Source organism: Legionella clemsonensis, from assembly GCF_002240035.1.
Taxonomy (GTDB): Bacteria; Pseudomonadota; Gammaproteobacteria; order Legionellales; family Legionellaceae; genus Tatlockia; species Tatlockia clemsonensis.
Genome location: NZ_CP016397.1, coordinates 1,720,385 through 1,743,976, shown reverse-complemented (window position 1 = coordinate 1,743,976; position 23,592 = coordinate 1,720,385). Strand labels below are relative to the sequence as shown.

Below are 23,592 nucleotides of genomic sequence, written 5' to 3'. Positions count from 1 at the left end.
TTCACGGATAAGCTTAATTAATCGCGAATATTTAATGTTTTAATTCTGCAACACATCCCCATTTCTCATCCCAAAAAAGATTCTTGAGTTGTTTATGTTGTTTAAGCACGTCTATTAAATAATTTGCTGACTTATGCTTTGTGGCAAAGATAATAATATTTGCTGATTTTTTAACTGAAACGGCCAAAGTAGAATTGTGGAAATTTTTCCGGATGAGTTGAAATATAGGCCATTGTTCGCTGCGATTAGCCAAGTTAACAGCGAGAATACCGTTTGTGGTTAACATTCGTTTGCAATGATAGAAAAATTCTTCGGTATTACATTGAGATGGAAAAACATCATGGGTAAACAGATCCACAAGGACATGTTGAAATTGTTTATTCGTCTGCATCGCGAATGCTTGAGCGTCTCCATGAATAATTTCCAGGTTGCTAAGCTCATTAACCCTGAAGAACTGTTTTGCAATATTAATGACTTCGCCATCGTATTCCACCGCTGTAAGTTTCACCTGATGAAACGGAGAAAGGGCATGAGCAACGCCAGCACCACCGAGCCCAAGCATGCAGCAACTGCCTGGACTTAAGCGCACAAATAAAGTAAGAGAGTTTACATAGTACAGGCCAGGACGATGCGGAAAATATCGATTTAAAAGTGTTTGGAGAGTAGTGCCTTTGAATTTTAGCCAACGGAATAAAAAATTTTGGTAAACACGTATGCCGCTGGTCGATTCATGAACACAAGCACCCCAAAGCGTTTTCCACATCAGAGACTGGTCTCACATTGAAAAGGATAAATAGAACCCAAGGCCAAAATCTGAGTTAATTCATCCAAAGCCGTTAAATTTTCATTAATAAATAAGGGATCTGCCAAATCATTCGCATGTAATTGAAAACGATAGTGGCGCTTAACCCAAGCCTCCAATTCGATTAATAGTGTTTCAGTAATTAAAACACCTTGATGCATGGCTTGAAGCTCGGAGTGATTTAAAGGCACACGTAAACGAAGGCATGCAGGACCACCTCCATTTCGCATGCTTTGTTTTAAATCCAGAAAATGTACGGCAACAATAGGATTCGAATTATCTGCAATAAGATTATCAATGACGGATTTGGCGCGTTCATTGATTTGACACTCAATGGGTGCAATTAAAGCCATCTGAATTTGATTGCCTGTGCTTGGTAATGTGACTAATTGTGAATTAAAAAGATAAGTATTCACTGCTTCAGCGACAGTCAGTTGTTCCTGTTTAATTTCTATTATAGTCACAGAAAAATCCGCTTTTCTTTGGAGTTCTTGTAAAATACTGGCTTGTTTAAGCCAAGCCTCCTCATGAATTAATAATACAGATTCATTGGCAACCCCAATTACATCATTGTGAAATACTCCTTGATCAATGACTAGAGGATTTTGACAAGCAAAAATAACTCGCTCTGGGGCTAATAAATGGGCTCGAGCAATTGCCTGTGACGCTTCCAGAGTTTGTCTGGCCGGATACCTCATCGGTCCTTCAAGAGTAGTCTTGGTCAATCCTTTTTTGCCGTAGACAAAAAGAGTAATTCCTGGATTATTGTGGCTTTTGCAAAGTCGATTGTGATTGGCTGCACCCTCATCCCCGGTAGTATAACTTCTGGGTAATAAGGGATGATGCTGGAAGTATTGCTCATTTGCGAATAGATATTTTAACAAATCACTGGAAAAATCAGCCTCTTGATGACGATGTAAATTGCCAATTAAATTTGCTGCTGTGAAATGAACGCGGCTATCGGATGTATCAAGACTTGCAGATACTGTCGCGGCATTGGCAGTCCACATACTTGAGGCAGAATAACAAGCGCTAAGTAGTTCAGGGGCAGTTTGATGTGCCTTTGTGATTTGTTGAGCAGCATTTCCACTGAAGCCAAGTTGATAAAGTAACTGCAAATTAGGCCGTTGATGAGGAGGCAATACGGCTTGCTTTAGCCCTAATTTATGCAATAAACGCATTTTAGCAAGCCCTTGAAGTGCGGCGGCTTGCGGGTTTGAGAAACTTAAGGCATTGTTTGTTGATGCCAAATTGCCTGCTGCCAGCCCCGCATAATGATGAGTTGGCCCCACTAATCCATCCATATTTAATTCAAAAACAGCCATGTTGTTATTCCAATTGAATTCCAGGTAGCAATTGCGACGGTGAGGTTAATTCTGATTGTTCTAAACTTGCAATGGGATAAGCACAGTAATCTGCTGCGAAATAAGCGCTGGGACGATGGTTCCCGCTGCAGCCAATCCCACCAAAAGGAAGACTGCTGGCTGCTCCTGTAGTAGGTCGATTCCAATTAATTAAGCCCGCACGAATAGTATGATAAAATTTTTGGTAATTTTTTTTGCTGTCGCTCAGCAAGCCAGCGGATAAGCCATAGCGCGTGTGATTTGCCATAACCAATGCTTCATCAAACGTTTCATACCTGTAAATTTGACTTATTGGCGCAAAAATTTCTTCATCAGGTACTTCAGCAATGCCAGTCATATCAATAAGACCAGGTGAGAGAAAGCCGGTATTCTCTTCCATCAAAGCCATTTTAAGTAAAGGTCTACCACCTAATTTAATCAAATGTTCCTGAGCTTTTAAATGATTAAGTGCATGCTCATAGTCAATTACAGGGCCCATAAAAGGTTCTGGTTTATGTGTAAAAGGCGCTATCTTTAGTTGCTCACAAGCTTGAATAAGCCGTGATAAAAATTTATCTCCACTGGTATTATTGGGAATAAAAAGGCGTCTTGCACAGGTGCAGCGTTGTCCGGTGGTAATCATTGTCGATAATAAAGTTTGATAAACTGCAGCATCGATAGTAGTCACTTTATCAATGATTAATGGGTTGTTTCCGCCCATTTCAAGTGCCAGTATGACATCAGGGCGCCCGCTAAAATACTGATGAATAGATTTACCCGCTTTATAGCTCCCGGTAAAATAAACGCCTTGAATATCAGCTGATAATAGGGTTTTGCTGGAATGAATTCCTCCCTGAATACAATTGATGACACCTTGAGGCAAACCGCTTTCATGCCAGCACTGAGTAATAAATTGGGCCACAGCAGGGGCTAATTCACTAGGTTTATAAAGAATGGTATTTCCGGCTAAAAGAGCAGGCACTATATGACCATTGCTTAAATGTGCGGGAAAATTGAAGGCGCCCAGAACAGCGACGACGCCGTGAGGCTTGTAGCGAAGATAGGCTTGCGCGTCAGCTGTATTAAAGCATTTTTCACTGGTGCGCTCCTGATAAGCTTCCATTGATAAATTAATCTTGGCAATAACAGAATTTACCTCCGTTTTTGCTTCCCATAATGGTTTTCCGGTCTCCAAAGCAATCAAATAAGCCAATTCTTGCTGCCTGGCACTCACTTCTTTGGCAAAATTTTGCAGATAAGCTGCTCGGGCTGAAACACTTAAGGAGGCCCAGCTTGGCAGTGCTATATGAGCTGCTTCACAAGCCGCCGTAATTTCTTCGGCAGTGGCGTGATTTCCCTGCCAGACAATACTGCCATCAGCGGGATTTTTGGAATAAAAAACCTCTCCTTTCCCCTGCATCCAGTTGCCGCCGATATAATGAATTGCAGTATTACTTTGATGGCTTGTTCTCATTCTTTGACTCACTGTAAATAGTTGGTTCCTCAATTTTCAATGGAGCCAGGCGCACACAGTCACCTTGTTTGACAGCTAACAGTTCTGCTGTTTCCTTACTGAGAATACAAGAGCTTTGTTGTGCATTAAAAACTGCCTGGCTAATAGTAGCGCGAAAATCCAGTCTGGTATTGGCTAATAAAAATCGCTTGGAGCTTACCTCATCACTAATGTTTTTAACGGTCATTACTTGACTGCTGGCAATGGTTCGAATTTGCTGACGTGGTGCTTCAATGGTAGGGCCAGCATCAAAAATATCAATATAGGAATTATAGCGAAATCCTTCTCTCATAAGGATATTCATTGCCGGAACTGTGGATTGATGGGGTTTACCGATTACAGCCTGTGCCTCTGGTGCGAGTAGCTTGACGTAAAGAGGGTTTCTTGGCATTAAATCCGCAATGAATTGCTTATTGGTTGAAATTGTTAAACGATCAGCCTCTGGAAAAGGCATATGAAAAAAATGACGCCCTACATTATCCCAAAAGGGAGAATGTCCTTCCTCATCAGATATCCCACGCATTTCAGCAATTACTGTAGAGGCAAAGCGATTGGGATAGTTGGCCATAAATAAAAATCTTGCTCGAGAAAGAAGCAATCCATTATTGCTGTGCCGATATTCAGGCTCGAGAAAAAGTGTACAAATTTCGCTACGCCCTTGATTATCATTAACCAAACTTAATACATCATAATCACTTCGAATATTAAGTGAATAACAAATACGTGTTCTTTTTAAAATTTTATAAGAGTAAAAAGGCATTTCATAGCCGATAGCTGCCTCTATTGCTGAAGTACCAACTATTTTCCCTGTTGCAGGGTCTTCAAGCACAAATAAATAATATTCACTTACTGGTTGGTTTACCATTTTTTGAAAGGAGGAGCAGGCCCATGTAAGTCTTTTCTGCAGTACTTCTTTATCTTTAGGAAGAGTTGTCATGCCGATGCCACTATGTTCAGCCAGCTGATGAATGGCCTGCAAATCAGATTCACGAATGCTGCGAAATAACATCATGGGTGTAGTTCCTCAAGCCCACCCTGAGCTAAATTCTGTAATAAAAGAGCGCTAAGCGCTGTCCGTTCGATTAGACTGTCCAGTAAAATATATTCATCAGGACTATGAATATTTCCTCCTCGAACGCCCAGAGTATCAATAACTGCTAATCCATGGTGAGCAAGATTGTTACCATCACAGCAGCCACCACTATCTTCCCAGTTAATCACTAAATTAAGCAAACGTCCTACCTGCTGTATACGAGAAAATAATTTTTCAGTGGCAGGACAAATGCGCTTTACAGGTCGTCCAAAGCTGCCTTGAATAGTTATTGAATAATCTTCACGCTTCAGTTTAGTGATGATGGTATTCAGTTGATTTCTTACCCATTGCTCATCTTCAGGTTTTGCAATACGAATATCTAATTTGGCCACTGCTTTGTCAGGCACTACATTTAAGGCCTCTCCTCCTGCAATTTTACCTACATTGACGGTAACGTCTTCGCGAAGACCGTTAAGAGCATGAATGGCAACAATAGCCTCAGCCAAATAACTAATTGCATTTCTTCCTTTGTAAAAGGATCTTCCGGCATGGGCTGTTTTTCCTGTGGCGATAAGTGTTAATTTACCGCTTCCCCGACGATTTTTCGCTAAGGTGCCTTCCGGATCCATCGCTGGCTCATAGAGTAAAGCTGCCTGATAATTCATGGCAATTTCATCAAAGAAAGTACTGGAGGCTGGTGAGCCTATTTCTTCATCAGCATTAATGACTACATCCCAGCCCAATTGGTTGGCAATGCCTAGCTTTTCAAACGCAGTGAGGGCATGAAGTATAATGATAAGTCCGCCCTTCATATCAGCAACGCCCGGACCATTTAAATGATTTTTATTAATATAGGTTAGATGTTGAAAAGGATTAGCGGCCGCAAAAACAGTATCCATGTGTCCACATAAGAGAATACGGCGCTTAAGTTGAGGTCGCTTACGAATGAAAAGAATATCCCCGCAACGCTGGCTGATGGATTCGCCTTTCATATTGATAGTGGTAATCATAGGTGGTGAATAGCGTTGTATGTCATCGGCCAGGGGGGTAAATGCTGCTTCCAACACCTCTGACATAACGGCAAGACCTGGCAAATTCTCAGTCCCTGAATTGATAGCGCAAAATTGATGTAACTGCTCTACCATGTGCTTTTCTTCAGCATAAAGGTAAGATAGCAATCCTTCTAAAGCATGGTCCATATTTATAATCCATTTACAAAGCTTATGACATTAGCGGAAAAATAAAGCCTTAGCAACATTGTAGCAGTTGTAAGCCTGTCAATTATCCACAGAGCAAATTATTACTTATTCAAAATAAATCAGCGCTATCCTCATTCAGACCTATACTAATTGCGGAAAAAATAGCGACTACATAACTGTCATGGATTATTTAATGAAATGCTTGTGCATCCGTTTCAATTGATTCTTCAGGGTCTGAATTCTCTTTTAAAGAATGAAGTTTTTCTTTCATAGCGTGTTGAATTTCCTTTCGTTGACTGGATTCAACGCCGGCTTTATAGGTTGCTATTCCCGAATTTATCCACGCTTTTGAATGTCCCAATGAGAGGGGATATAAAATAATACCAGCAAGCATTTTCATAATTCCTGCCAGCTTTTGCAGGGTAGGTGAATGAATGGCAAGTTTATCAGCCAATACTTCATAGGTTTTAAGATTTGCTGTATCCGGATTTAAAGTAACCCCTGTTGTGCGAACTGCTGCTTCAAGTAACAAGCGTTTGCCGCTACAACCCATATTTTTTTGTAACCTGATTTGCTCTAGGATACGTAGACTCACATCAATCGCAGTTTCATCGGAATAATGATTATTCTTATGATTGGATTTGGCTGCAAGAAGTTCTCTTATGCTTTGTTCAACCCTTAAGTCTAGTAAATCATGAATGCGACTATGAGGGCAGTTATAATCACGCCATTCTATAAGCCAGGCTTTGTCTTTATTATTTTGTAAATCTTCATAGTGGGCATTAATGTAAGCATCTACTGCATTCCAAAGAGTCTTCAAGTGGTGATTCATTCCACGTGCTTTAACCATGGCCGGTGCGGCATGTAGCGCGCATTCAAATTCTTCTCGATTCATCGGTGTGTCTGTTTTAAAAGACTTCAATAAATTGAAATAGGCAGAGGAAACACCACCGCGGTCAATAGCATCCTTGCATGAAAAATTAATACTTTCCGGTTGAAGCTTTTGAATAACATGATTAGTTAATTCGAATTTTATAAAATGAAACCATAGGGCTTGCCTCTGTGCGCTTGATAATAAGGATTTATTTTCAAACCCTAAGGCTTTAAAGCTATTCTTTAATAATTGCTCAAGTTGCTTTTTTTCTTCTATATCATTGTAGTTATCAAATTCATCCCTGAAAATAAGTTGTCGTGCTTTGTCACTAATATAAAAATCTCTAACTTCTGATTCGGCATCAGGGTTCTGTTGTGCAATTTTAAGAAATTCATCATAAATTGCGATTGCACTGATGCGATCTTTAGTTTTTCGGTATTGGGTCCCGGACATTAAACCTTTGTCTGCAGGGAGAGTAATGACCACAATATTGGGATGATTATCTTCAAGTTTATGAAGCGCTTTGGTTAATGCACGTTCTTTTTTGCCCTCTGTATCAGTTCTGTCAAGCCCTAGATTATTAAAATAAATGTGGAGAATTTTTGATTTATCATTTGCTCTTTCATGCTTTACTTGCAACCATCTTTCAAAAAAAGGACTCACTCGCTCTATGCCTTGAGCACGTTGTGCTTGGGTACCAAAACGGTATTCCTGCGGATAAAATTGTGGTGCCTTACTGATGTAATTATATTTGCGAACAGTCGCAAGACTGGTTGTGTGCTGAGGTTTAAAATCATCAGCAATCATTGCTGTAAATCTGCCTAGCATTGAACCCGCTTCAGCTGGGGACAATGTGCGCTTGTTAACTTTGTTTCCTTTATCTGCGAGGGCGCTGGAAATTGATTTTTGGATTTCAGTATCGGTCAAAGTATGATTGAGTGGAATCGCTTTGATGGCTTTAAATGTTTCTTCAAGAATAGTATTGTCATTGTGATACACGGAAAAGACAAAATCATCATAATCATTGACTTTAGCATCTGTTTTTAAAAGGCTCTCACTTCTTGGTTTGTCATAGATCGCTTCAATGTTACCTTCGACTTCGGTAAAAAAATCGGTGTAAACATCAGCGTAGGCAAAATTGCAGTTATATTCAGACTGTGCTCGGATATTCTTAAGCTTATTGGCCAGTGATGGAGAAAAATGAACCAAGACTGTATCAGTTAATTTTAAATTTCTTAAATAGAGAAAGCAGTTTTTATTATGAAGACTATCGCTAGTTAATTTTGTTTTTGTCATAGTAGTGCCATTTTATTATTTTTACAGCGAATATTCTAGTTTTTAATTCTTAAGAAAAGATGAGATAAGTCTACGATAATCAGGTTGTTCTAAACCAGAGATTATTTTTATGCTCACGATCCCTCAATTGTGCTAGTATTTTATTGGTTTACTAGAATTACTCGCAATAACAGATTTAAAAATGATGACTAAACGAATCGATTCTTTAATAAAAAATACTCACCCACAATGGCATTCTATGCTAAGGGAAGCATTACAAGAGGTGGATGAAAGTTACCTAATACAACTTGAGCTGGATAAAAACTGGTTGCCAGGTATTGATAATTTACTTGCCGCATTTAGTATACCTCTTGAAAAAACAAATTATCTCTTATTGGGGGAATCTCCCTATCCTCGTCCCCAATCTGCAAACGGTTATGCATTTTGGGATGCTGCTGTTCAGAATCTGTGGAGCGATACAGGGCTTAGCAAGGAAGTAAATCGAGCAACATCATTCAGAAACTGGATAAAAATGCTACTTGTTGCTCGTGGGGATTTGCAAAGGGATTTATCACAGAAGGCCATTGCACAATTGGATAAAACTCATTTTTGTCAAACAGCAAATGATTTTTTTAAGACATTAGTCAACAGAGGGTTTCTGTTGTTAAATGCTTCCCTGGTTTTTAGCAATGATGGAATACGTAGACATGCCCGGCAGTGGAAACCTTTCATGAATAGTTTATTAGATCAACTGGCTATTTATAACCCTTCGTTAAAATTGCTTTTATTTGGCAATATTGCCAAAGAAGTACCTCAAACAAAGTTTTCTTCTTGCTTAATTGCTGAACATCCTTACAATCTTAGTTTTATTAATAATCCACAAGTGCTGGAATTTTTTAAACCGCTGGACTTGCTTAATTATGAAAATAAAACCAACTGTTGACCTGCAAGAGATTGCAAAATTTTCACAACATGCATCCCATTGGTGGGACAAAGATGGGCCATTAAAAACCCTGCATGATATCAATCCTGTACGTCTTGAATTTATTAAGAAAAATTGTTCTTTAGATAAAAAACGTGTTCTTGATGTAGGTTGTGGTGGTGGAATTTTATCAGAAGCTATGGCCAGTGAAGGTGCCCAGGTTACAGGACTCGATTTGTCGGAAGAAGCATTGGAAGCTGCTAAATCTCATGCGGTCTCTCATCAATTGAAAATTGACTATCTTTGTTGTCCAATAGAAGACTATGAGCACCCAGGTTTCGATATTATCACGTGCATGGAAATGCTGGAGCATGTTCCTGATCCACAAGCAATTATTACCCACTGCGCACGGTTACTTAAACCTGGCGGAATGCTTTTCCTCTCCACGATTAACCGAACATTTAAAGCTTATACGACTGTCATTTTGGCTGCTGAATACCTTTTGGGCTTATTACCCAGACAAACGCATGAGTTTAATAAGTTTATTAAGCCAAGCGAGCTTCTAGCCCTCATACGACAATCAGGTATGGAACTTACCGAGCTCACAGGTATGAGTTATAATCCCTGGAGCAAAGCGGCAACATTAGATGATTCTGTGGCAGTTAATTATTTAGTCTCTTGCTTCAAGCCATGACCTTTTTGGCTTGCATAACGTTGTTGATAACGCTGATGAGCATATTTTGCTTGCTCTTCAGTAACAACATCAACCTCATTGCCAAAGAGATCGACGCGAGCTACATTGGGTTTTTGACAATTTAAATAGGCAGGTGATGAGCTGTAATAGCTTAGTGCTTCTCTTAACGCTTTTTTACTGAAAGGAGGAGTATCCAAGCGTTCATAAAAATCGATAATTTCATCAAAAATACCAATTTGTAAGGGTTTGACTTGGTTACCCTTTTTAAAAAAAGCATTGGGAAAATGTTCAATCAGCCAGTCGATGATCTGCAATTTATCTTTTTTCACGCTTTCTGGTTGCTGACTCATAATTATCTCAAAGGAAAAATTAAGTGCATCTAAACTATCATAATTACTGACTTTAGCAAGCAAGTTTTAGGGGTAATTGTGAAAATTGAAACAATATCAATGGTTGCTCGATACACTCCAGCAGTAGTTTCCATTGTACAATCTCATGCCGGTTCAATCCTAGTCCATAATTCTATAAAGGAATAATTTATATAGGAGGCTGCCATGAACACTGAAAGTCCTATACCTCATGTCGATAAAATGCAACAGCGTTTTCAAGAGCAAGTTGACCATCTTCGTGAAGATATTAATAAAATAGATGAACCTCAATGTAAGGCCATGTTTGAAACCAGCGCTGAAGTGCTGCTTGGTTTAATTAAGGCATTTGAAGATTATAAGGAAAAGAAAGAGGCAGCTTGGAAACATTGATTAAACAAAATAGAAATTTTCAAACACAATTTATAGAATGACGATATTTGGTGAAAATCCTATCATACTGAGTCTGAGAAATCGTCACAAAAATGAGTAGGTTGGGTCGTTTTCGACCCATTCCTTAGATCCTGAGTGAAGATTCGTATAGTGTTTTTCTCATGACCACCCAAGAAATTTCTCAAAGTAGAACAAGAGATCTCTATCTTCCGAGCATTCCTTGGCTTACAATACAACATAACCTATTGAATTTAACTTAATTTTTAAAAAATGGTTAAAAAATAATGGTTGGTTCTTTAAATAAACACTCTTGCAGAGTAAAGCACCAGTTGCTAAATTTTAAGTATGACTTCAACGGATTTGAGGTCTTTTCAAAGGGATTTGCAATCATAGGAATGTGATAGTCAAGGATGATATCAAGATAGGATATCTTGATTGGAGACTGCGAAGCCAGGGTATCAGCCCTGGCTTTATTATTTATACACTTATATAGCCTGAATGCGATAAATAGTATCGGTCAGGGTAGTATGCAAAAACCACTGAGCCGTTTTTGATGGTATTAATGACTGGTTTAGCCAAAGTTTTTGCAATAGAAGGGCAACCCCAGCTTCGTCCGGCACGGCCTGATTTTTTGATAAAATCGGGTTCTACGTACCATGCACCATGGATAACTACACGCCTATTATAGGCATTATCGTTAAATCCACGCTCTAATCCTTGTAAGTTAAGAGAATAGCCTTTTGAGCCGATGTAAGTGTTACGCGTGATATAGGTTCCCAGGCTGCTTTCTTTGCTTGAGGGTCTATTGGAGAAGTGATGAGGAACTCTATCGCCTGAATTTCTGCCGTGAGCGACATAGGTATTGTATAAAAGACGCTCTCTACGAACATCAAAAACCCACATACGTTGTTTGTTAGAAGGTAATGAATAGTCTATTACAGTAAGAACAGGTTTTTTAACGGCACCTTTATCTGCAGCTTTCTTATAAGCAGTAAGTGCCAACTTTAATACGTTTTTGTTAAGTTGTGGCGCTTTTTGACTAAGGTGTTGCACCTCCGTGTTAATATCAAATCCAGTTTTGGCTGGGGGTGGTGTCTGAGTCATGCTTGTTGATAAAAAAGCTGCAGAAATAAAGTTTAATATGGTGTTCATAACACTCCTTTTTTCTTGATAAAACGCATGAATAAGGGTCTCAAAAAATTGGTGATTATATTTACAACTGAGACAAATGTAAAATTACAAGGGTACTGTTTATACATAAGGGGGAAACTTTAGTCAATTCAGAGGCTTAAAGGAGGGCTATAGTTTAACATCTGATTCAAAATTAATCAATAAGAATTTAATTTGATCTACAAGTGATTAAATTTGCTCACTTTGTTGGCTAAAATAGAAGCTAATTTGCCATAAATAGATCTGTTTTCTTCCCTCAATGTTTAAACGAAAGGCTTAAATTGAGCTAAATTTAAGCAATATAAATCGAAGTAATTTAGAGTAAATAGATTTTAATTCATCTTATTCTGCATTATTATCCCTGATATTTTTGACCTGCTACAATTGGAGAAAAACATGCTTGAGCGGTATTCTATTCAACCTCCGCAAGGCTCTCGGGCGCTTATCAATAAAGCTTATCGAATGGATGAGTTGACATTGATGAGTGAACTTATTGAAAAGGCTGCACTAGATAGTAGACAGGTAACTGCAATCCGCCAAAAGGCAACAGGATTGGTTGAACAAGTCCGAGCAGAACGAAAGAAAAGCACCGGTATTGATTCCTTTTTAACAGAGTACTCGCTCTCGAGTGATGAGGGAATTGCTTTGATGTGTCTTGCTGAAGCCTTACTGCGTGTACCTGATAATGCAACGGTTGATAGTTTAATTAAAGACAAATTAACCAGTGCTGACTGGAAGGCGCACCGTGGTCAGAGTGAGTCATTTTTTGTAAATGCTACTACCTGGGCACTCATGTTAACAGGAAAAGTTTTAACTCCTGAAAAAGCGGATACTGTTTTAAGTAAAGCTTTATTTAAAGTACTTAATCGTAGTGGTGAAGGTGTGGTGCGTAAAGCTGTTGATACTGCGATGCGTATCATGAGTAAACAATTTGTTACAGGTCGTACAATTCATGAGGCGTTATCACGAGCCAAGAAGAAAGAGGCAAAAGGTTATCGCTATTCTTATGATATGCTGGGCGAAGCAGCACTCACTGCTGCTGATGCCAAGCGCTATTTTATTGCCTATCAGAATGCAATTGAAGCAATTGGTTTAAATGTTGATAAAAATGCCACTATTTACCAGCGACCAGGTATCTCAATCAAACTTTCTGCTTTATTTCCTCGATATCAGGAATCCCAACATGAACGAGTAATGGCTGAATTACCTCCTAAACTCTTGGAGTTGGCTCAACTGGCTAAAAAATATGATATTGCACTCACTGTTGATGCCGAAGAATCAGAGCGTTTAGAACTCTCTTTAGACATTATCGAGCGTGTATTTCTGGACGATAGTTTGCATGGCTGGCATGGTTTTGGAATGGCTGTGCAATCTTATCAAAAAAGAGCATTTTATCTGCTGGACTGGATAGCTGACCTGGCAAGAAGCAAGCAGCGTCGTATGATGGTTCGCCTGATAAAAGGAGCTTACTGGGACAGCGAAATTAAAAAAGCACAGATGCAGGGAATGCCTGAATATCCTGTTTTCACACGTAAGGTATTTACGGATGTTTCTTTTCAGGCTTGTGCTAAAAAGCTATTAACAATGACCGATGCAATTTATCCAGCCTTTGCAACACATAACGCCTATTCTGTTGCTATGGTTTTAAATTTGGTAGGGGACTACAAAGATTTTGAATTTCAATGTTTACACGGGATGGGAAAGGAGCTTTATGAGCAGATTGTACCAGCCAATCGTCTGGGAATTCCTTGTCGTATTTATGCTCCAGTAGGTAGTCATGAAGATTTGTTGCCTTACCTGGTTCGCCGGCTTTTGGAAAATGGGGCTAACTCTTCGTTTGTTAATCGTATTGTTGATGAAAATGCACCCATTAGTTCATTAGTTGAAGATCCTGTCAGTAAAGCGAATCATCTTTTAGGAAAAATTAATCAAAATATTCCTTTACCTGCCTCTATTTTTCTACCAGAGCGAAAAAATTCAAGTGGCATTGATTTTACTGATAGAGAGGCTGTCGCCAAGTTACAGCAATTGTATGCAGCAATGGATTTTTCTCGTTGGCACGCTAAACCACTTTTAGCAGGTAAACAAGGAGGAGAAGTCGATAGAAGTGTTACTTCACCGCAAAATTTTCATCATCCTATTGGTCGTGTTAATAATGCAACTGCAGAAGATTTAAACTGGGCATTAACCAAGGCTCAACAAGCATTCTCTGCATGGAGATGCATGCCAGTCAATGAGCGAGCTGCCTGCATTGAACGTTTTGCTGAGCTTTTGGAAGCACATACTCCTGAATTACTCGCTATGACTTGTCTGGAAGCAGGAAAAACGTGGAATGATGGTATTGCAGAGGTGCGTGAAGCTATTGATTTCTGTCGTTATTATACCATGATGGCTAAGAAATTAATGGCAAAGCCAATGCGTTTGCATGGCTACACCGGAGAACTTAATGAGTTAAGTCTTCATGCCCGAGGAGTAATTGCCTGTATCAGTCCCTGGAATTTTCCTTTAGCGATTTTTACAGACCAGGTAGTTGCTGCTTTGGTAACCGGGAATTGTGTTATTGCAAAACCAGCAGAGCAAACCTCTATCATTGCTACTTTTGCCGTGGAATTAATGCATGAAGCAGGTATTCCTGTTGACGTAGTGCAAGTATTGCCTGGCAGTGGTGAAGTGATTGGTGCCGCCTTAGTTGCTGACCACCGCATCAAAGGGGTTATATTTACTGGTTCAACACAAACTGCAGCAAGTATTAATAAAACATTGGCGACTCGTGGTGGTGAAATTATTCCTTTAATTGCTGAAACGGGTGGTCAGAATGCAATGATTGTGGACTCATCTGCTTTATTGGAACAAGTTACAGTGGATGTAATTACCTCTGCGTTTGGAAGCGCTGGTCAACGCTGCTCAGCCTTACGTGTACTGTTTGTGCAAGAAGAAGTTTATCCACGCATGATTGAGCTGTTAAAAGGAGCGATGGCTGAATTGCAAATAGGCGATCCCCGTTGGTTATCTACAGATATTGGACCGGTTATCGATAATGATGCTCTGGCTGGTTTAAAGGCACATGTTCATGCGATGCAACAGGAACATGAAATTATTTATCAATGTGAATTGCCTGAAGATTGTGATAAAGGTTATTTTATGCCACCTACCGTCATCGCTCTTAAAGACATGTCTGCCTTAAAAAGGGAAGTTTTTGGGCCTGTGTTGCATGTGATTAGCTACAAGCGTAAGGCGTTGGATAATGTAATCGAGCAAATTAATGGTACTGGCTATGGGCTAACCTTGGGAATTCACAGCCGAATCAATCAGACAGTGGAATACATTCGTGATCGTGTTCATGTTGGGAATTGCTACGTTAATCGCAATATGATTGGCGCTGTAGTTGGATTACAACCCTTTGGTGGAGAAGGGTTATCAGGAACTGGTCCTAAAGCCGGTGGCCCCTACTATTTATTACGTCTGTGTCATGAACGAACTTATACAGTAGATACTACAGCAGCTGGCGGTAATGCCAGTTTAATGTCTCTACCTGAAGGATTTTAACCCTACTGTAAAATGTGAGGAACCCTGAATTCGATAAAAGTAAATTTTTCTGGTGGATCAATTCTTAATTAAATTTTTAAGATTCACCAATACCTGGGTGATAATAAAGAAGTTGCTCAGGCAAATAAGTACCAGAGTCCTCTTTCAGACCATCCTTCAATCCACATAATGATCAGGATGAGTTTTGTCAAAGACTTCTTCATGTTTTTTGGCGAACCACCAAGGTAAAACAACGAATAAAAATAAACCCCCAATTAAAAAAGCTTCGAAGAAGAAAACATTACTAATAGGAATTTGAGTAGGCGGTACAAAACCTATTAACATTGCTATAAGGCAACACAATGTGCCAATACCAGCAACCAACCACATCATTGCATTCCCTCCAGGTACTTTATAACTGCGAGGCTGGTCAGGTTTGCTATAACGCAATTTAATCGCTGCGGAAAACATAAACACGTAGACCAATAAAGCCATCTGCGCACTTAAATCGCTTAAAATCCAGTAAGCTGCATTAATAGAATCGAATAAAATAAATACTGAACTCAACAGAGAAAAAATAATACCTTGAGTAATTAAAATTGCTACGGGAGCCCCATAGCGATTTACTTTGGAGAACACTTCGGGTAAGGAGCCATCTTGTGCAGAAACCAATAAACCTTTTGTTGGACCTATAATCCATGCCGAAACGCCACTTAATCCTCCAAGAATAATAAGAAGAGCAATTACGGCCGTCATATTGGGCATATTATAAGCGTTAAAAAATACAGCATAGGCATCAATTAAGCCGGAGACTACGCTTAACTGTTGATTTGGAACTACAATGACAATAGCTAAAGAGCCCAATACTAAGGTGGCAAAGATGAGAAGAGCTGAATATAAAATGGCACGCGGATAATCTCGTTGCGGATTCTTAACCTCTTCTGCATGCACAGCAGACATTTCCATACCCAACAATCCAAATAACACAGCAGAAAAAAGCGATAAATTACCAATAGAACTAAAATCTGGCAACCAGGTGGAAGGGGTCTCTACAGCCAACGGACGTCCTTGCATGAGCCATAGCACACCTAAAATACTGATGCCAACCATAGGCAGAATAGTTCCCAATGTAGCACCGATAGCGCTGACGATGCTTGAGATTTTCATGCCAAAACAGTTTAACAAGGTAAATATCCAAAATAGACTTAGCGTTGTCCCTAGCAGATAGAATTTATTGTTGGCTAATTGAGGTGCAAAAAGATAAGACAGTGTGGCGGCTATAAATGCCAGAATTGTAGGATACCAAACGACATTATAAATCCATTGCAGCCATATAGTGATAAAGCCCGCACGTCGCCCAAATGCTTCACGAACCCAGACGTACAATCCACCGGTATTTGGATAAGCCGTTGCTAATTCTGCAGCAACCAAAGCGACTGGGATAAAAAAAGTAAATGCAGCAACGACATAATAGGCTACTAAAGGTAATCCCAGTTTTGCGCTTATGGGGAGTGTACGTAAGCTATCAACTGCAATGACATTAATCATTACCAATGAAAAAACCGATAAAACCTTTTTAGGACGCATGTGAAATCCTTAGTGGATGTCAAGAAAAAAGAAGGTGAATGTTAAGGTCTCCTGATTCAGTCTCAGGAGACCTTAAATGATTACATTAAATTTCGCAGTACGTACTGCAGGATACCGCCATGTCGGTAGTAATCGAGCTCATTGTTTGTATCAATGCGACAAAGAACCTCAACAGTTTCCTGCGTACCATCCCAACGCTCGATAAGCATAGGCAATTTGGCGCCAGGCTTTAATGAATCATCAATATCAATGCTAATTCGCTCAGTGCCATCCAGACCCAGTGTTAAGCGATTGGTACCTTCCTGGAATTGTAATGGCAATACACCCATGCCAATTAAGTTTGAACGATGAATGCGTTCAAAACTCTCGGTGATAACAGCCTTAACACCTAATAAATTGGTTCCTTTGGCTGCCCAGTCACGGGAAGAACCAGTACCGTATTCTTTACCAGCTATCACCACCAAATGATGATTCTCTTTTTGATAGAGCATTGAGGCATCATAGATGGACATAATTTCATTAGATGGAATATGACGCGTAATACCACCTTCAATACCGGGCGTTATTTCATTACGAATGCGGATGTTAGCAAAAGTGCCACGCATCATCACTTCATGATTACCTCGTCTGGAACCATAAGAGTTGAAATCAGCTTCACTCACCCCTTTAGATTTTAAATATAAGCCAGCAGGCGAGCTTGCTTTAATTGAACCAGCAGGAGAGATATGATCAGTTGTTATCGAATCACCGAGAAGAGCCAATACGTAGGCTTTCTTAATAGGTTTAATTGGGGCAGGAGTTTTTGATAAATTTTCAAAGAAAGGCGGGTGCTGAATGTAAGTAGACTCAGCGTTCCAATTATAGGTCGAACCGCTACCTGTTTGAATGGCTTGCCAATGTTCATCCCCCTTAAATACCTCAGCGTATTCCTTGCGAAACATAGCTCCATTGACTTTGGCAACTTCTGCAGCGACTTCCTCATTTGATGGCCATATATCTTTTAGGTAAATGTTATTACCATTTGCCTCTTGGCCGATAGGGTCTTTACTTAAATCAATACAGGCGGTACCACATAACGCGTAGGCCACAACCAACGGTGGGGAGGCTAACCAGTTAGCGCGAACCTGTGGATGAACTCTACCTTCAAAATTACGGTTACCAGAAAGAACAGAGCATACCACAAGGTCATTGTTATTGACGCACTCTGCAATGGGATCAGGCAATGGACCCGAGTTACCAATACACGTAGTACAACCATAACCGACAAGATTAAAACCTAATTGATCTAAATATTTTTGTAAGCCGGCATGTTTTAAATAGTCCGTAACTACTTTAGAGCCAGGAGCAAGAGAAGATTTAACCCAGGGCTTGCGTTTTAAGCCTTTTTCCACTGCTTTTTTGGCGACTAATCCAGCTGCCATAAGTACACTGGGATTAGATGTATTGGTGCAACTGGTTATTGCTGCAATAACGATGTCACCGTGCTGCATTTTGTAATCATGGCCTACTACCGGATATTTTATTTCTTGCTCAAGAGTCTTGCCAACTTCTTTCATAAAAGTGCAGAAAGCCTCAGGAAGTGATGTTAAAGTTACTTTATCCTGTGGTCTTTTGGGGCCAGCAAGAGAAGGTTCAACCGTAGTTAAATCAAGGCTTAAAACATCGGTAAAAACAGGATCTTCAGTGTCTTTGTCATACCATAGGCCCTGTGCTTTACAGTAGGCTTCTACGAGTGCAATAGTATGTGAATCGCGACCAGTCAGTTCTAAATAGCGCAATGTCTCTTTATCAACTGGAAAAAATCCACAGGTAGCGCCATATTCCGGAGCCATATTAGAGATAGTTGCCCGATCGGCGAGTGGCAAATCAGCAAGGCCAGGGCCATAGAACTCAACAAATTTACCTACTACTCCCTTTTGACGAAGCATTTGGGTCACCGTTAAGACTAAATCAGTTGCTGTGATACCTTCCCTTAGCTTACCGGTTAATTTGAAGCCGATGACTTCTGGAATTAACATGGATACAGGTTGTCCCAACATGGCCGCTTCTGCTTCGATACCACCGACTCCCCATCCAAGCACACCAAGGCCATTAATCATTGTAGTATGAGAATCTGTACCGACTAAAGTATCAGGGTAAGCGTAAAGTTTATCACCCTCTTGACAAGACCAGACTGTTTTCCCCAGGTATTCCAAATTGACTTGATGACAAATACCAGTGCCTGGAGGAACCACCTGAAAGTTTGCAAATGCTTTTTGTCCCCAGCGTAAAAACTCATAGCGCTCTTTATTGCGCTTCACTTCAATGGCTGTATTCACCTCGAGAGCATCCGGGCTTGCAAATTTATCCACCATAACAGAGTGATCAATGACTAAGTCCACAGGAGATAATGGAGAAATATGTTGAGGATCGCCGCCCAATTTGGCCAGGGCATCACGCATTGCTGCTAAATCTACAACAGCAGGAACGCCAGTGAAATCTTGCATAAGAACTCTTGCAGGTCGATAGGCAATTTCATGTTGTGACGTTCTTGTTTCTAGCCATTGAGCAATTGCTTTAATGTTATCTGTAGTAACTGTTGTGCCGTCTTCAAAGCGCAGTAAATTTTCGAACAACACTTTCAATGAATACGGTAAACGATTAATTCCTGGAAAATGTTTTTTCTCAGCGTCTTTAAGACTGAAGTAATGATATGTCTTACCATCTACGGATAATTGTGATTCCGTTGAAAGGCTGTCTTGACCCACTTTCATAGATACCAACTCCATTGAGTTAAAAAAAAACGTAATGATAGCCTAAATGGAGCAAGTTTTCATGAGGGAAGGGCGATATTCCGAAATTTTTAATTTCAGAACAAAAAACTTAAGGAAATAGCCATCAATTTCTTGCGTATGCAGGGAAATACCATGACATAGCTGCGAGACTGGACAAGCAACGAGACACTGAATTAAGCGTTTGCAGGCTGAGTGGCATAACTATCCATGGGACTGGCTACTTTCTCTGAGTTTAAGCAGGAGTAAAGTTGAGTAAACAGAGCCTTTTCCTCATTTTTAATTTTTGCTTGATTAGGAATGATTTCTACCAGGGCATAAAATGCAGTTGGTAGCGTGATAGATAGAGATACTCCGAGTATAATCAAACCAATCGGTACACTAAAAGGAAGAGTAATAAAGCTGAAAACAAAGACAGTCAATCCGGTTTTTAAAAGAACATTATTTACCTCATCAAATAACGTATAGGGATGGCTATCTTCCTGTCCAACAGGACAATAATCAGAAGATTGATAATAATTCTCAATGAGTTCCTTAATGTTTTGTGGCGTTTGAATACAACTTAAGAGTGTTTGGGCAAAAAGGGCATAGCATCGTAAGATGGCGTTTTTTTCGAAGGTATTTTGGGAATGAGAAAGCTGGTTTTGGAAAGCCCATTGCTTTTGCATAATGAGGTTTGAGAGGATTTGCTGATGTTCAATATATTTTAAGCTTTTTGAAATTAAGGCACTAATCCTCTCTTCACTTATTTTTGCTTTTGACTGAAAGAAAGTTAGCATAAGTTCATCCTGAGCTTGTGTATTCCAAATGAGCCTATCATGCACTGGAAAATGAAGTATTGAGTTTTACATCCGCGTAATAATTTTTAACAAAATAGAACTTATTCTTTAGAAAGTGCCTTTATAAATAAATTAGATAAACTCGACTTTAGCGAACTTCTCCGGTTCCCGAATCCCCGCGGCGAAGACCGCGGGGCCACTTCGATTTCAAATTATACTACAGCTTTTGCTTAAACTAGTTACCACATCAGGTCTTAAGCTGCCAATGACAACAGATGGAGCAACTGATCCATTTCTTGTTCATAGTTCAGTGATGGGCCTCGCGGTCTTCGCCGCGGGGATTTGGGGAATTCGCTAAAGTCGAGATAAAGATGGTATAGATTTTGCAAGAGATAAGGATAAACAGGGAGTGTATTAATGTTTGATTTAATTCAGTTAATATCGATGCAATTGGCAGGAGCAGGGAAGAGTGCCTCACTCCAACTGGAGGATAAAGTCTTGCAACCAGCGCAGGATGAAATTGCTTTCATAACGTTGATGGCTGAATTATTAGCTGAGAGCACACCCACTGATTCAAACGAAAAAGTTTCTTTTACCTTGCAAGCCATTCCCTTAACCTCTGATGAGACTGACGAGACACAGCCAATTGAGCCAGAAATAATAGCCACAAATGTCTCTGAATTAATGCAGATAGATGATCCAGATGAAGCACAAAAAATACTCCAGATAGAATCTACAAGAGAAGAAAAAGACTCCCGTGATCCAGCAGATGATCTTCTGCTGTTAGCCTGGTTTAATGCATCAATTTTTGAATCTCCCAATAGGGAAGTTCCCAAGGTTGGTGAAGTGAGACAAAGTAAAGAAGGGTCTACTTTAGAACCTGAAATGTTAAATAACGTTATAGTCTCAAACAACTTATTAAATAGTAAGGAGATTGAAGCATCTCCTGCAGCAATAACCACCTCACCGCTGCCTGGAGCTCAACTAAAACCAGATCAAGGAAAGAAACTTCTGCCGCAGGAATTACCAGATGCAGAAATGAGGATACTGGCAACAGGTATTACAATAGCTGATAATCCCCCTGATAAAGAAACTGCCTCTCTTAAAAGAGGGGATGAAGTGGCTTTATTCAGCAATGACGCAGAGGAAGCTGACTTTAAGACGAATAAAAATGGTTTCGCTGACATCACCGACATAAAACTTCCAATCAGCAACAGGATTACTCAGCCGCCCTCTATGGAAACATCTGCTTTTTCTGCCATGCAAACGGTCCCAAGCAAGAATTTAGAAGTACCCTTTAATGCAACAGTATCTCCTAAAGTTCTGCATTTGACGCAGACTGTTTCGAGTCCTGAGTGGGGAGAAAATTTTACTCAGCAAATCATGTGGCTAGGCCAACAAAAAATTAAAACAGCCATTATAAAGTTAAACCCTCAAGAGTTAGGTCCTTTGGAAGTTAACCTTAAGTTGATAAAGGATACGGCCAGTGTGAATATAACCACTCATACTGTTCAAGTGCGTGAGTTGATTGAGCAGACTCTGCCAAGATTAAGGGAAATGATGTCTGAACAAGGCGTAAACCTTTCTCAGGTTAATATAGATGCCCATAACCATCAGCGCAGTCCGTCACCACAGAAAAGTGAATCAATAACCTATGAACAAGAAAACGGTGAAGAGACAATCCTTCTCACTCCTTTACCAAGACCTAAAAATAAAGGAATCGTTGATTATTTTGCATAATGCTCTTGACTAAATAACTTTGCTGTTCAATAGTAAAACTCAGGCAATAAACAAGGATGGTTAAAGTGTCTAAAGTCAATTTTTCCTGGGTAAAAAATTTTAATTTTCTTCTGGAAACAGTTATTCCCTTTGATTGGGAACAGCTTAATGTGGGGAAAAAAGTTTCCGATTTTAATAAAAATTTGAAGTTTGCTAACAATAATAAGGAAATTGTTAAAGCTCAGGCAAAAATTATTGATTGCAAATTGAGGCAGGCATTTTCAAAACTTTTTATTAGTGATTTTTCTGATCCTTCTGGATTTGCAGAAATAGAGAAGGCTAGTTTTCGCGTAAAAAACTTCCTGGAGGTACGGAATACTCTTGAATCTTATATAAAAAATAATGTAGAAGTGCATCAGAAAAATGATTTGCAATGCATGGCTTTTCAGCGATGGATTGAAACCGCTGACTATTTGCGCAAAGCGCAGTGCTATGAAGGCGCATTTCTGATAATCAATGCACTATTGCAACTGGATATTAAACTGAAGTTAACGTCTCATTTACCTCAGTCTTATCAGAGGAAGTTTGCTAATCAAATAGCCATGATTTCACCTTCCAATAATTTTATAAAGCTCCGTAAGGAAATCACACAAGCTAAATCAGCGACAAAATTCGTTCCCGTATTTTTAAGAGCAAAAGATATTACCACCTTAAATTATTTACTCGATCAAAATATGGATAACGAAAGTAAGCAGGCTAATTTTAAGAAAAAAATGGCAATTTTAGTCGATATTAAGCGTGAACAGAAGGAAAAATCTCCTGGCTTACCGGATGAATTGGAAAAGATTTATCAAAGAGCTCAAGCAAAATATGGTAGCGAATGTAATATGGCAAAGAAAGTCGGAAATAATAAAATAAATAATTCTTCCAATAGACCAGATGTTTCAGCAGGTAAAGAAACCATGCAGTATCAGGTAATCAAAATTAAAATTAAAAAAAGCACACGCATTTATTTTTACAATGAATTACCGGCTTTTTGGCAGAAAGAATGTCGAGAAACAGTACGTGAAGAACACATTATCGCGCCCCAAAGTACTGGTTTGGCGCGATAATAAACAGGCTTCTGAGCTAACTAGAAACAACGTTTTGCACAACGGATAATGGCCCCATTCCAACGATTTATCAGGCAGTTTCGTTGGCAACGGTAGCCATGGCGATAATAGTAAGTACGCCAACCTGTCCAATAAACATTACGATGATAATACCTCCTTGGTCCCCAATATCGACCGGGGTATCTGTCGTAAACATAAAAATAAGCCAGTTCCGTCTTGTTTGCACTAGGCGTTAAAGGTGTTGATGTTGCTGCCTGAGCAGTTGCTGCAAAAAAACCTGCAGCAAGGAAAAGAAATACAGAAGTAATGAGAACAGGTAGCAACCTAAATCTTTTAACAGAACAGTAATACATAACCTTGTCCTTAACTTTAGATTGGCCCATTTTTAATTATAGGATATTGAATTTTAATTAACCAAGATAGAGCTTAATAAGAGGTAGACAGAGTAAACGCATCTAATTTCAAGGCCCTTCTTTTGCCTACTTGCTGTTCTTTATGCACAGCATCCATGCTCTC

The 23,592-nt window shown here is 39.6% G+C and carries 18 protein-coding genes; 6 read left to right on the top strand and 12 right to left on the bottom strand.

The annotated features are described in order from the left end of the window. Positions 1–31 precede the first annotated feature (31 nt). From clem_RS07525 to clem_RS07500, 6 genes are all read right to left on the bottom strand, one after another. Entirely contained in the window at positions 32–763 is a 732-nt protein-coding gene (locus tag clem_RS07525) for a spermidine synthase (protein ID WP_094091071.1), read from the bottom strand. Beyond that, positions 763–2,127 carry an N-succinylarginine dihydrolase gene (gene astB / locus clem_RS07520; RefSeq protein WP_094091070.1) on the bottom strand — a complete coding sequence of 455 codons (1,365 nt, stop codon included), beginning with the start codon at positions 2,125–2,127 and terminating at the stop codon, positions 763–765. Before astB ends, clem_RS07525 begins: the two co-directional genes overlap by 1 nt. Positions 2,128–2,131: 4 nt before the next feature. Further along, a complete protein-coding gene (gene astD, locus clem_RS07515; RefSeq protein ID WP_094091069.1) occupies positions 2,132–3,619 on the bottom strand; it encodes a succinylglutamate-semialdehyde dehydrogenase in 1,488 nt (495 codons plus the stop codon). Then, positions 3,597–4,670, bottom strand: coding sequence for an arginine N-succinyltransferase (gene astA, locus clem_RS07510; protein WP_094091068.1), 1,074 nt, complete (start codon positions 4,668–4,670; stop codon positions 3,597–3,599). Before astA ends, astD begins: the two co-directional genes overlap by 23 nt. After that, complete coding sequence (locus tag clem_RS07505) at positions 4,667–5,890, bottom strand: hydrolase (RefSeq protein ID WP_094091067.1); 1,224 nt, start codon at positions 5,888–5,890, stop codon at positions 4,667–4,669. The genes astA and clem_RS07505 overlap by 4 nt, the downstream gene beginning before the upstream one ends. A gap of 190 nt (positions 5,891–6,080) precedes the next feature. Next, on the bottom strand, positions 6,081–8,060 hold the full coding sequence (locus tag clem_RS07500) for a hypothetical protein (protein WP_094091066.1): 1,980 nt from the start codon (positions 8,058–8,060) through the stop codon (positions 6,081–6,083). Positions 8,061–8,241: 181 nt separating this feature from the next. Between clem_RS07500 and clem_RS07495 the strand changes: the two genes are divergently transcribed. After that, positions 8,242–8,982: a uracil-DNA glycosylase family protein gene (locus clem_RS07495; protein WP_232505428.1), complete on the top strand. Its 741-nt coding sequence runs from the start codon at positions 8,242–8,244 to the stop codon at positions 8,980–8,982. Then, complete coding sequence (gene ubiG, locus clem_RS07490) at positions 8,957–9,655, top strand: bifunctional 2-polyprenyl-6-hydroxyphenol methylase/3-demethylubiquinol 3-O-methyltransferase UbiG (protein WP_094092306.1); 699 nt, start codon at positions 8,957–8,959, stop codon at positions 9,653–9,655. The genes clem_RS07495 and ubiG overlap by 26 nt, the downstream gene beginning before the upstream one ends. On the opposite strand, the gene clem_RS07485 is transcribed toward ubiG, so the two are convergent. Next, on the bottom strand, positions 9,628–10,005 hold the full coding sequence (locus clem_RS07485) for a ProQ/FINO family protein (protein ID WP_198333076.1): 378 nt from the start codon (positions 10,003–10,005) through the stop codon (positions 9,628–9,630). The two genes, ubiG and clem_RS07485, sit on opposite strands and share 28 nt — an antisense overlap. A gap of 204 nt (positions 10,006–10,209) precedes the next feature. On the opposite strand from clem_RS07485, the gene clem_RS07480 reads away from it, so the two are divergent. Continuing rightward, positions 10,210–10,413 (top strand): hypothetical protein, encoded by a 204-nt coding sequence (locus clem_RS07480; protein WP_094091065.1) that lies wholly within the window; start codon positions 10,210–10,212, stop codon positions 10,411–10,413. Between the two features lie 477 nt (positions 10,414–10,890). Here clem_RS07480 and clem_RS07475 read toward each other — a convergent pair whose 3' ends face one another. Beyond that, entirely contained in the window at positions 10,891–11,565 is a 675-nt protein-coding gene (locus clem_RS07475; RefSeq protein ID WP_094091064.1) for a murein L,D-transpeptidase catalytic domain family protein, read from the bottom strand. Positions 11,566–11,979: 414 nt separating this feature from the next. On the opposite strand from clem_RS07475, the gene putA reads away from it, so the two are divergent. Further along, positions 11,980–15,129: a bifunctional proline dehydrogenase/L-glutamate gamma-semialdehyde dehydrogenase PutA gene (gene putA, locus clem_RS07470; RefSeq protein ID WP_198333074.1), complete on the top strand. Its 3,150-nt coding sequence runs from the start codon at positions 11,980–11,982 to the stop codon at positions 15,127–15,129. 156 nt (positions 15,130–15,285) lie between these two features. Here putA and clem_RS07465 read toward each other — a convergent pair whose 3' ends face one another. The 3 genes from clem_RS07465 to clem_RS07455 all read right to left on the bottom strand — a co-directional run bounded on the left by clem_RS07465 (position 15,286) and on the right by clem_RS07455 (position 20,245). Continuing rightward, positions 15,286–16,695 carry an APC family permease gene (locus tag clem_RS07465; RefSeq protein ID WP_094091062.1) on the bottom strand — a complete coding sequence of 470 codons (1,410 nt, stop codon included), beginning with the start codon at positions 16,693–16,695 and terminating at the stop codon, positions 15,286–15,288. Positions 16,696–16,775: 80 nt separating this feature from the next. After that, a complete protein-coding gene (gene acnA, locus clem_RS07460; protein WP_094091061.1) occupies positions 16,776–19,448 on the bottom strand; it encodes an aconitate hydratase AcnA in 2,673 nt (890 codons plus the stop codon). A 194-nt stretch (positions 19,449–19,642) separates the two neighbouring features. Further along, positions 19,643–20,245: a lpg1689 family Dot/Icm T4SS effector gene (locus tag clem_RS07455; protein ID WP_094091060.1), complete on the bottom strand. Its 603-nt coding sequence runs from the start codon at positions 20,243–20,245 to the stop codon at positions 19,643–19,645. Positions 20,246–20,662: 417 nt separating this feature from the next. On the opposite strand from clem_RS07455, the gene clem_RS07450 reads away from it, so the two are divergent. Continuing rightward, positions 20,663–21,985 (top strand): flagellar hook-length control protein FliK, encoded by a 1,323-nt coding sequence (locus tag clem_RS07450; protein WP_094091059.1) that lies wholly within the window; start codon positions 20,663–20,665, stop codon positions 21,983–21,985. A gap of 65 nt (positions 21,986–22,050) precedes the next feature. Beyond that, entirely contained in the window at positions 22,051–23,076 is a 1,026-nt protein-coding gene (locus clem_RS07445; protein ID WP_157698206.1) for a RasGEF domain-containing protein, read from the top strand. A 20-nt stretch (positions 23,077–23,096) separates the two neighbouring features. On the opposite strand, the gene clem_RS07440 is transcribed toward clem_RS07445, so the two are convergent. Next, entirely contained in the window at positions 23,097–23,429 is a 333-nt protein-coding gene (locus clem_RS07440) for a hypothetical protein (protein ID WP_094091057.1), read from the bottom strand. Between the last annotated feature and the right edge of the window lie 163 nt (positions 23,430–23,592).